Below are 6,000 nucleotides of genomic sequence, written 5' to 3' on the forward strand. Positions count from 1 at the left end.
GTTATCCCCGTGGATTTTTATACTTCCTCATAAAACATACTCCCAGACCAAGATGCCGCCTGTCCGGACCCGTTGTTAAACCCATTTTACTTTGAGTGAGTTTTTCTGGGGTGACGGAGGAAACCCTTCCCGGGGATATCCCAACACAAGGGGGCCGTAAATTTTCTCGCCCTCTTTTAACGCCAGTATCTCCCGGATTTCCGGATCATCCATGGCCAATTGCCCGAAATAAACCCAGCAGCTTCCCAGCTCAAACGAACGGGCAGCCAGCATAATGTTCTGACAGGCCATGGGACAATCCATCTCCGCCGTCATCCCCGACCCGATCACAAAAATAATCGCCGGAGCACCATAATAAACCGGATCTGTAACCTTGGCATCAATCTCACGTCGGCGTGCTTGCAACGCCTCCGGTGCATTGATAATCCATTGCTGGTAGCGCGCGAGACTTTTCTCCGCCAGCTTTGCGCGGAAAGACGGATCTGTGACCACCACAAAGCGCCAGGGCTGAAGGTTGTTACCTGAAGGGGCATAACTGCCTGCCAACAACAGGGTTTCCAGCATGGCTTGCGGGATCGCTTTATCTTTGAAAAAACGGACCGAACGTCTTTGCATGATCGTGTCAATAACCGGATTCATAAACTCCTCCTTGTACCGGGTGCTTCCCCGGTTGTCACCTTCCAAAACTCATCTGCTTTCAAATGATCTGCATTTTATCACGCCCCCGAACAAGCGCAACTAGAGATTTTAATTATACAATGATTTTCTGATCGGTTTTTCAATGGACTAAATGGGCATTCTCTATTCGCGCATTTGGCACAGTTCTCTGTCATTGCAAATGATGCGTTCAAATAAAAGGACTTCCGCCGGCCGTAAATCCGCCCTGTCCGTGTTTTTTTGTGTGTACTGGAGATGTTGATTGGTATATAAATATAAAAAACACCAACAGGCTAACTAAAAAAATGGAGGTGACTACCATGCATAAAGAACAAGCACTCATCACAGGTGCATCCGGCGGTATTGGTTTGGAGTTGGCTGGGATTATGGCCAAAGCCGGGCATGATCTCATCCTGATCGCGCGCAACAAAAATGCTCTGGATGACCTGGCAAACACCTTGCGTGAAAAACACAAAGTTAAAGTAACCGTAATTGCCAAGGATTTGTCACAAGCCCAGGCACCGAAAGAATTGTATAAAGAAATCAGTGCCGCAAATCTGACTGTAAACATCTTGGTCAACAACGCCGGCTTTGGTGACTCCGGTTTGTTCGCCGACGCCGATGAGCACTCAACAATGGATATGCTCCACGTAAATATGCAGGCTTTGACCCGGCTTACGCGCTTATTCCTCCCCGCCATGCTGGCACGCAAATCAGGACGCCTCATGAATGTCGCTTCCACTGCGGCTTTTACACCGACCCCCACCATGGCCGTCTATTGCGCCACCAAAGCCTATATCCTTTCATTTACGGAAGCACTTTCTGAAGAATTGCGCGGAACAGGTGTCACCGCAACGGTTCTATGCCCCGGTGTGACCAGCACCGGTTTTGCAAAGCGGGCTGACACAGAAGCCGCCTTCTTCATCAGGCTTTACAGCATGCGCGCAGACACCGTTGCCCGGCAAGGGTACAAAGCCATGATGAAAGGCAAGCGTAGAATCATCACCGGTGTGTTTAATAAATTCATGGTATTGTTCACAGTCCTAACACCCAATGGCCTGCTGGTCAAACTGGGACGACGAATGATGAGCAAAAATAAGTAGGGATAGATAATTCCGCTTCAATAGCAGGGAACGGTCGCCCGGCATTCGCCAGGCAAGCTGACCGTTCCCTACATTTCACACCAGCTGCCTATCATCACAAGATGGTGAATGGTCTTGGTTTTATGCAACACATCAATAACCTCTAGAAATTTCTTAAACTGCGTTTTTTCCACGAAGTGTTCCTTTTAAATATTTAATTTGTTTTTTCAACTGAGAAGCAGCATTTCGCAATTTGGCCCTATTACGCTTAACTTCATCATAGTGTTGAATAATCTCATCCGATAATTCTTTTCCTTTATAGTCGAACTTTATTTTTCCAGCTTCACGGTATTGAACATAATAGTAAACCCTACCTTTGATGTTTTTAGCACACAAAGACCCCTTGGGTAATTTGGCTATTTCTTTTTCATACTGCTTCAGCATTAGTCGTGAATTTTTAAGTTCTTCTTTTAAAACACCTTTGATAATCATATCCGGCTCCGTTACCATACAATAGTATTTATATTATATTTTGTAAGGTAACGAATGTCAATAATTACCCTACAACCAGCACTATTTCTCTTGTTGTAAGGTAATCAGAAAGCATAACTATCGTCTATCAATATCAAGCTATCTCGTTATTTATTTAGACCGGGAAATAGTGGTTTTGTTGCAGATTATTTTTATAAAAAAACCATTGTATAAACTGCGCTAATCCATTCGTACATATCTGGTTTTCCTAATTAGGTAAATATGATAGAATTAGTATTATGAAAAAAACATCAATTGCAGCTAAAAATATATATTTGAGAAAAACTGGTGTGCGCGATCGGTTGTTCGCCGTTTCCACCACCACCAGTGCAGCCACGGAAGGTGTTCATGTAAAATTATCCACTTCTCGTAGTGCTGCTTTCTCTGTCAAACGTTCTGCTAAGAAGCGCTCCTAAGACTATCCTCAATTATCATTACAAACAATTTTTTCATAGGTTTATAATTTCTATCCAATCCCGCTTGTATGGCACGATGGTATCTAGGTTTGTTTTGGCTTAGTTTTCTGAAAACCAAGGGTGGTAAATTTGCCTGCATCGCCATGAGATCTGCCAAAAGACGTGCCAACCTGCCATTCCCTTCTCTGAAGGGATGAATCAAAACCAATTCTACATGAACAATTGCCAATGCCTCGGCTACTTTGTCTTTTTCATTATAATTGCATGGGGTATATTTCTTTAGAATTTCCTCTTCAAATTCCTGCATCAGCTTAGGGATGAGGCGTACAGAGGCAAATGCGAACGTGTTTTTTGTTAAATTAACTGATCTGTACTTCCCTGCCCATAGATATATTGAACCCAACCACATTTTATGCATATTGCAAATATCCCGCGCGTTAAATCGCTGAACAATGTCATACTTTTCAGTACATTCCTTTAAAACCCTTAAAAGCTCATCATTTTCCACTTGATCCATTTCGTGAATCTTTTTAATACCCATTTTATTTTTTAGTACTCGATTTCCAGAACCCGGTTCATAGTGATCCTCAATTGAACCTTGTGTGCTATAGCGTCCTTCCTTTTTCATGGCAGCTACCTCTCCACCTTCGCAATCATATCCTTCAGCTTCACACCTAATGCTTTGGCGATCTTGAAAGAAACCAAAATAGTGGGATTCCTGCGGTGGCTTTCCAACAAGCCGATCATCGAGCGGCTTAAACCCGCTTTGTCAGCCAACTTTTGATGTGACAATTTTTTCTCAAGGCGGATTTTTTTAATAAGGTTCAAGAATGCTTCTACTTCCCTAGATAACTCAATCTTTTCCATATTTGCCTCCCCGGATAGCGTGACTATAGTAAACAACAACTTGACAAACATCCGATATGCAACTATAGTCTCGTTATGAATTTTCAAGGAGGTGCCCCATGCAAATTCTCAAATCCTATGCCCCAATTATGGTTGAATTATCTGATGAGGACATCACCATCATGCATTTGGCGTTCTATGAATATAGGGATTTCTTGAAGAAGGATAAAAAGCTGGCGCTGAATAAGAGAAAGAAGCGATTAGAAAACGTGGGCAGGATGATTACCTTGGTGGATTTGCTGCTGTAGGGGTTCGGTGCCCGCACCCTGTCGAATGTCCATCAAAAATTTATTACCGTATTACCGAGCTACGTCCCGTACTATTTCCCGATCTATAATCAACGAGCGGCAATTTTATATATAATTGCGTTTCCGTTTTGATTTTCGATTATTTTGACTGCGTCTGAATTAGAAAACGTATGCATGAATGCATGATGCACTGTCAATACTAAATCCTGTAACTCCGGATTCTCTTCTAATAACGTAATTTTCAATCCAATGTCTCGTGCTTGCGCTACATGTATGTGTCTGGAATGCGTTTTGGTATCCTCATGGTTATTTAAGCATTCAATTATTTTCTCGATTTTGCGGTCTTTATCTTGGTCATCTTTAAACATATTTGTTTTTAACCAATTAGTCACAATTTCTGATGATAATATAATTGCTTTGTCACATTCACCCAAAAAAGTAGGATGATATTTTGATACTATACTTTGCCATAATGGAATGCTCTCTGGATCTTCTTTAATTTTCTTTAAAGCCTCTTTAAATTCGTCAATGACTCCATGAGCAGGAATACCCCCAAATTGTGGATCAATTGGACCAATATTTGATTGTTTGCCCATAATTATATCAGAACACGAACATGCAATCATTGTTCCTGAACTCATCGCGATTTGAGGAATAATTGCGCGAATATTATTTCCAAACATTTGTCGAAGATAATCAACTATTGATTCAGTTGCTGTGAGATTACCACCAGGTGTGTGTAGTATGAGGTCTAATCCTTTGCTTCTATCAAGACCATGAATTGTTGCCATTAATCCGTTTTTATCATCGTCATTAATTTCAGCATTGCCTACATTAGGTTTTTGAAGCCACCCTGAGTAGTAAGCAATTACGTTTCTGGTTAACTTTTCAGATAGTTCTTTTAAATACTTCCTTCTAACAAAATCTAACGCGTCTATTCTTCTGCAATCTTTTAGCTCCTCTAATACTTCTGTCCAATTAGGCATTTTTACAGTCTTTTTCATTTTGTGTAGTATTGGTGTAGGAAATATTCACATATTTGTAGATTGAACATTTTTTAAAACGCATAGCATAACTCTCAGGATCTTTGTATTTCGGAAAATTACCTTTTGTTAATTGAAATTTTTTGAACTCTTCTTCATAGTTTTTCATATTCAACCTCTTAATAAAAAATTATTTTAACTTACTAAATTTTGAAGAGTTGCGTATTAATATCTATATAATATATATCACTCCCTTTCAGACTCGTCAATTCCCAAATCTCCCTTTAATTATCGGTAAATATTTCATGCAATTGAATCAATTTTTCTCCGGTTTAAATCCAATTGGTTTTGATTTACGGCGAAGGGTGACCGGTAATTCCATGATGCATTGAATCGCTTCAAATACATTGGAGATTTCCTTATCATGTTTGGCCAAGTGAGTTTCATGCCGGTTCAATTGCCGGAAAAGATCTTTGTTCAGGCTCATCAACTCTCGCAGTTTGGTAAATGTCCGCATAATCTGGATATTGACCTGTACAGCACGTTCGCTTTTTAGAACACTCGAGAGCATGGCGACACCATTTTCAATAAAGGCAAAAGGAAGCTTTCTGGTTCCACCCCAACTTGAAGTGCCAAAATGGCATTTCAAGTCTGAAAGTTCTTTTAAATCGAGCTGAATCATAAAGTCCGAGGGAAAGCGGTTAAAATTTCTCCTTACCTGTCTTGCTAATTGACCTGTTTTCATCCCATACAACTCCGCCAAATCCCGATCCAGCATCACTTTTTTCCCGCGAATGAAATAAATTTTCTGTTCAATACGTTCGAAAGGAATGATCTCTGCCATATCCGCCTCCTAGGTTTGATATGGAGTTAGACCAAACTTTGGCGGATTTCATGCGAATAAATTTGGAAGATTATAAAAATCCACAGGCTGCGACAGCGTCCCAAGGATCAATAATTTTTCCAGTCGGGACTTACCCGGCATCCGATATTCGCCGAACACGGTGCGCCGAACAAGTACGCCGGGCAAGCTCGCAATAACTTCTTCGGGGGTTTCATAAATCAGGGTGTTGTGTATGAATGATGCTATTTGCAGGGGCGGAGCGATGCCTGTTCCTGCCTGCCCCTATCTATGGGTAATGTCAACCCCCAATATATTTAAGTCATGCAGTGGAGG

10 protein-coding genes are annotated in these 6,000 nt (G+C 41.2%); 3 read left to right on the forward strand and 7 right to left on the reverse strand.

Annotation, left to right across the window (positions count from 1 at the left end; translation table 11 throughout):
- Positions 1–75: 75 nt before the first annotated feature.
- On the reverse strand, positions 76–639 hold the full coding sequence (locus K8S19_09645; protein ID MCD4813939.1) for a nitroreductase family protein: 564 nt from the start codon (positions 637–639) through the stop codon (positions 76–78).
- A gap of 338 nt (positions 640–977) precedes the next feature.
- On the opposite strand from K8S19_09645, the gene K8S19_09650 reads away from it, so the two are divergent.
- Positions 978–1,760, forward strand: coding sequence for an SDR family oxidoreductase (locus tag K8S19_09650; protein MCD4813940.1), 783 nt, complete (start codon positions 978–980; stop codon positions 1,758–1,760).
- Between the two features lie 153 nt (positions 1,761–1,913).
- Here K8S19_09650 and K8S19_09655 read toward each other — a convergent pair whose 3' ends face one another.
- On the reverse strand, positions 1,914–2,231 hold the full coding sequence (locus K8S19_09655; protein MCD4813941.1) for a hypothetical protein: 318 nt from the start codon (positions 2,229–2,231) through the stop codon (positions 1,914–1,916).
- Positions 2,232–2,509: 278 nt separating this feature from the next.
- On the opposite strand from K8S19_09655, the gene K8S19_09660 reads away from it, so the two are divergent.
- Positions 2,510–2,686 (forward strand): hypothetical protein, encoded by a 177-nt coding sequence (locus K8S19_09660; GenBank protein ID MCD4813942.1) that lies wholly within the window; start codon positions 2,510–2,512, stop codon positions 2,684–2,686.
- Here the strand turns inward: K8S19_09660 and K8S19_09665 are convergent.
- Together K8S19_09665 and K8S19_09670 are read right to left on the reverse strand one after the other, a co-directional pair.
- The gene (locus K8S19_09665; protein MCD4813943.1) at positions 2,670–3,314 is read right to left on the reverse strand and encodes a Fic family protein; all 645 of its coding nucleotides are present in this window, start codon (positions 3,312–3,314) and stop codon (positions 2,670–2,672) included. The two genes, K8S19_09660 and K8S19_09665, sit on opposite strands and share 17 nt — an antisense overlap.
- 5 nt (positions 3,315–3,319) lie before the next feature.
- Positions 3,320–3,553, reverse strand: a complete 234-nt coding sequence (locus tag K8S19_09670) for a helix-turn-helix transcriptional regulator (protein ID MCD4813944.1) — start codon at positions 3,551–3,553, stop codon at positions 3,320–3,322.
- Between the two features lie 98 nt (positions 3,554–3,651).
- Between K8S19_09670 and K8S19_09675 the strand changes: the two genes are divergently transcribed.
- On the forward strand, positions 3,652–3,840 hold the full coding sequence (locus K8S19_09675; GenBank protein ID MCD4813945.1) for a hypothetical protein: 189 nt from the start codon (positions 3,652–3,654) through the stop codon (positions 3,838–3,840).
- 89 nt (positions 3,841–3,929) lie between these two features.
- Here the strand turns inward: K8S19_09675 and K8S19_09680 are convergent, their stop codons facing one another.
- The 3 genes from K8S19_09680 to K8S19_09690 form a co-directional block, all read right to left on the reverse strand.
- The gene (locus K8S19_09680; GenBank protein MCD4813946.1) at positions 3,930–4,826 is read right to left on the reverse strand and encodes an ATP-dependent Clp protease proteolytic subunit; all 897 of its coding nucleotides are present in this window, start codon (positions 4,824–4,826) and stop codon (positions 3,930–3,932) included.
- A complete protein-coding gene (locus K8S19_09685; GenBank protein MCD4813947.1) occupies positions 4,819–4,992 on the reverse strand; it encodes a hypothetical protein in 174 nt (57 codons plus the stop codon). The genes K8S19_09680 and K8S19_09685 overlap by 8 nt, the downstream gene beginning before the upstream one ends.
- A gap of 147 nt (positions 4,993–5,139) precedes the next feature.
- Positions 5,140–5,667: an ORF6N domain-containing protein gene (locus tag K8S19_09690; protein ID MCD4813948.1), complete on the reverse strand. Its 528-nt coding sequence runs from the start codon at positions 5,665–5,667 to the stop codon at positions 5,140–5,142.
- Positions 5,668–6,000 lie beyond the last annotated feature (333 nt).

This window comes from bacterium (assembly GCA_021108215.1).
GTDB lineage: Bacteria > Oederibacteriota > JAAXVQ01 > JAAXVQ01 > JAUVAV01 > JAIORK01.

What these genes read in the sequence shown, in the direction of transcription:
- K8S19_09645 (MCD4813939.1), bottom strand. Translation starts at nt 639, where the DNA reads ATGAATCCGGTTATTGACACGATCATGCAAAGACGTTCGGTCCGTTTT.
- K8S19_09670 (MCD4813944.1), bottom strand. Translation starts at nt 3,553, where the DNA reads ATGGAAAAGATTGAGTTATCTAGGGAAGTAGAAGCATTCTTGAACCTT.
- K8S19_09680 (MCD4813946.1), bottom strand. Translation starts at nt 4,826, where the DNA reads ATGCCTAATTGGACAGAAGTATTAGAGGAGCTAAAAGATTGCAGAAGA.
- K8S19_09655 (MCD4813941.1), bottom strand. Translation starts at nt 2,231, where the DNA reads ATGATTATCAAAGGTGTTTTAAAAGAAGAACTTAAAAATTCACGACTA.
- K8S19_09675 (MCD4813945.1), top strand. Translation starts at nt 3,652, where the DNA reads ATGCAAATTCTCAAATCCTATGCCCCAATTATGGTTGAATTATCTGAT.
- K8S19_09685 (MCD4813947.1), bottom strand. Translation starts at nt 4,992, where the DNA reads ATGAAAAACTATGAAGAAGAGTTCAAAAAATTTCAATTAACAAAAGGT.
- K8S19_09665 (MCD4813943.1), bottom strand. Translation starts at nt 3,314, where the DNA reads ATGAAAAAGGAAGGACGCTATAGCACACAAGGTTCAATTGAGGATCAC.
- K8S19_09660 (MCD4813942.1), top strand. Translation starts at nt 2,510, where the DNA reads ATGAAAAAAACATCAATTGCAGCTAAAAATATATATTTGAGAAAAACT.
- K8S19_09690 (MCD4813948.1), bottom strand. Translation starts at nt 5,667, where the DNA reads ATGGCAGAGATCATTCCTTTCGAACGTATTGAACAGAAAATTTATTTC.
- K8S19_09650 (MCD4813940.1), top strand. Translation starts at nt 978, where the DNA reads ATGCATAAAGAACAAGCACTCATCACAGGTGCATCCGGCGGTATTGGT.